The sequence below is a fragment of the Streptomyces sp. CO7 genome (assembly GCF_053474865.1).
Window position 1 is genome coordinate 581,839 of record NZ_JBRIOU010000005.1, and the last position, 3,059, is coordinate 584,897.

A 3,059-nucleotide genomic window follows, 5' to 3' on the forward strand; every position below is an offset into this window, starting at 1 on the left:
CGCCGTCCCCGTCGCCCCCACCGTCGACCCGCTCCGGCGCGGGCCAGAACACGCCGTTCTCCTCCGCCAGCCGCCGGTAGGTGATGCCCGAGTAGTCCGCGAGGCCGCCCGCGCTCGCCCGGCGGAGCTCCTCGAAGACCTCCTCGGGGTCGTCGGAGAACCCCTTCTCCACACCGAGCCGGGCGGCCAGCTCCCGCATCACGTACAGGTCGCTGCGCACCCCGGCGGGCGGGGCGAGCGCCTGCCGCCGCAGCAGCACCCGGCCCTCCAGGTTGGTGGTGGTGCCGGTCTCCTCCGCCCACTGGGTCACCGGCAGCACCACGTCGGCCAGCGCCGCCGTCTCGGAGAGCACCACGTCGGCCACGGCGAGGAAGTCCAACGAGCGGATCCGCTCCTCGACGTGCGCGGCGCGCGGCGCGGAGACCACCGGGTTGGACCCCATCAGCAGCAGGGTGCGGACGTCGGTGCCCAGGGCGTCCAGCAGCTCGTAGGCGCTGCGGCCCGGCCCCGGCAGCGAGTCCGGGTCCACGCCCCACACGCCCGCCACGTGACGGCGCGCCTCCGGGTCGTCCAGCTTGCGGTAGCCGGGCAACTGGTCGGCCTTCTGGCCGTGTTCACGCCCGCCCTGGCCGTTGCCCTGGCCGGTGAGGCAGCCGTAGCCGGAGTACGGGCGGCCGGGGCGGCCGGTGGCCAGGCAGAGGTTGATCCACGCGCCGACCGTGTCGGTGCCCTTGGACTGCTGCTCCGGGCCGCGCGCGGTGAGCACCATCGCCGCCTCGGGATCGCAGAACATCCGCACCGCCTCGCGCAGTTGCGGCACCGGCACGCCGGTGATCCGCTCCACGTACTCCGGCCAGTGCGCCATCGCCGCGGCCCGGGCCTCCTCCCAGCCGGTGGTCCGCTCCGCGATGTACGCCTCGTCGGTCCGCCCCTCGGCGACCACCAGGTGCAACAGGCCGAGCGCCAGGGCGAGATCGGTGCCCGGGCGGGGCGCCAGGTGCAGGTCGGCCTGCTCGGCGGTGCGGGTGCGGCGCGGGTCGATCACGATCAGCGTGCCGCCGTTGTCGCGCAGTTCGGTGAAGTAGCGCAGCGACGGCGGCATGGTCTCGGCCGGGTTGGAGCCGACCAGGATCACGCACCCGGTGCGCGGGACGTCCTCCAGCGGGAACGGCAGGCCGCGGTCCACGCCGAACGCCTTCGTCCCGGCGGCCGCGGCGGAGGACATGCAGAACCGGCCGTTGTAGTCGATCTGCGAGGTGCCGAGCGCCACCCGGGCGAACTTGCCCAGCGTGTACGCCTTCTCGTTGGTGAGGCCGCCGCCGCCGAAGACGCCCAGCGCGTCCGCGCCGTGCTCGGCGCGGGTGCGCAGCAGGGCGCCGGCGATCCGGTCCAGGGCCTCGTCCCAGCTCGCCGGCGTCAGCTCGCCGTCGGCGCCGCGCACCAGCGGCTCGGTCAGCCGCGCCGCGCGCTCCAGCACCGCCGGAGCGGTGCGGCCCTTGCCGCACAGCGCGCCCCGGTTCACCGGGAAGTCCGCGCGCTCCAGAACCTGGACGCCGCCCCCCTCGGCGGGGGCCAGGTTCATGCCGCACTGCAGGGCGCAGTACGGGCAGTGGGTGGGCGTGGACGCGGCGGTGTTCTGCATACCGACCAGCGTGCGCGGGAGCTGTTACGAGGCCCGTCGCCGCCGGTTACGCGGCCGGGACGGTGACCTCCCGGCCCGTCCCACCCCGCTGTGAGGGCCTTGTTTCACCCCGCTGCGAGGGCCGCGCCCCACCCCGTGGCGAGGGCCTTCTCGACGCCCTTCTCGCGGGGCCCCAGGAAGTGCGGGTCCGGCTCGAACAGCGCGTCGAGGCCGGCCTTGCCCGCCGCGAGGGTCTCCCGGACGACGCCGTAGTACCAGACGGCGTCGCGCCGGTCGCCGGTGGCCGCCACGCCGTAGGAGGCGATGCCCGCCTCCTCGCACAGCGCCACCGCCCGGCGGACGTGGAAGCCCTGGCTGATCAGGACCGCCTCGTCCACGCCGAAGATCCGCTTCGCCCGGGCGCAGGAGTCCCAGGTGTCGAAGCCGGCGTAGTCGCTGACGATCCGCGAGCCGGGCACGCCGCGCTCCACCAGGTAGGCGCGCATCGCGTCCGGCTCGTCGTACTCCTCGCGGCTGTTGTCGCCGGTGACCAGGACGACCCGGACGCGGCCGTCCGCGTAGAGCGCGGCCGCGGTGTCCAGGCGGTGCGCCAGATAGGGGGAGGGCTCGCCGTCCCACAGCCCGGCGCCGAACACCACCGCGACGTCGGTGCGCGGCGCCTCGGCGGGGGAGCGGAGGCGGTCGTCCGCTGCCGTCCACACCCACGCGTAGGGCAGGAGCGCCAGCGCGCACGCGGCCACCGCCGCGCGCACCGTCCGCCGCCGCCCGGCCGTCGTCCGCGGCCACGCCCTGCGCGCCGCCGTCCGCACCCCCCACCGCACCCGCGGCAGGATTCCCGGCAACGCCTGCCGCGGTGCGCGCGGTGTCTCGTGTCGTGTCCCCACGTCATCTCATACGCCCGGGGCGGTGGGGTGGTTCCCTCACGTCTCTCACACCGGGTGCGGGGCCACTGTGATCGGAGGGAAAACAAGGCGGACGCCGGGCGGCAACCGGGCGGCAACGTGGCCGGGGGAGGATCGATGGCATGTCCGAGACCTCACGCCCCGCCCTCGTGCTCGTGCCGCACGGCAGCCGCGACCCCCGGGCCCTGGCCACCGCGCGGGCCCTGGCCGGCCTGGTGCGCGCGGCGCGGCCCGGCCTCGACGTCCGGCTCGGGCACATCGAGCTGAACGAGCCGCTGCTGACGGACACCCTCGGCGCCCTCGGCGGCACGCCCGCCGTGCTGGTGCCGCTGCTGCTGGGCCGCGGGCACCACGTCAAGCGCGACATCCCGCACGCCGTCGCGGCGCACGCCACCGGCCCGGTCCGTCTCGCGCCCGCCCTGGGGCCGCACCCGCTGCTGGTGCGGGCCCTGCACGGGCGGCTCGTCGAGGCGGGCTGGCCCGAGGCCCCGGGCGCGGTGGGTGCCCGGCACGGC

General features: G+C 76.2%; 3 protein-coding genes. 1 reads left to right on the forward strand and 2 read right to left on the reverse strand.

Going from position 1 to position 3,059, the window contains the following annotated elements; genetic code table 11:
• Positions 1-1,642: molybdopterin oxidoreductase family protein (locus tag ACOV8S_RS21155; RefSeq protein ID WP_448319397.1), on the reverse strand; the 1,642-nt coding region annotated here is incomplete at its 3' end.
• A gap of 104 nt (positions 1,643-1,746) precedes the next feature.
• On the reverse strand, positions 1,747-2,451 hold the full coding sequence (locus tag ACOV8S_RS21160; RefSeq protein WP_448319480.1) for a SanA/YdcF family protein: 705 nt from the start codon (positions 2,449-2,451) through the stop codon (positions 1,747-1,749).
• A gap of 215 nt (positions 2,452-2,666) precedes the next feature.
• Between ACOV8S_RS21160 and ACOV8S_RS21165 the strand changes: the two genes are divergently transcribed.
• The coding region (locus ACOV8S_RS21165; RefSeq protein ID WP_448319398.1) for a sirohydrochlorin chelatase at positions 2,667-3,059 on the forward strand (393 nt) is incomplete at its 3' end.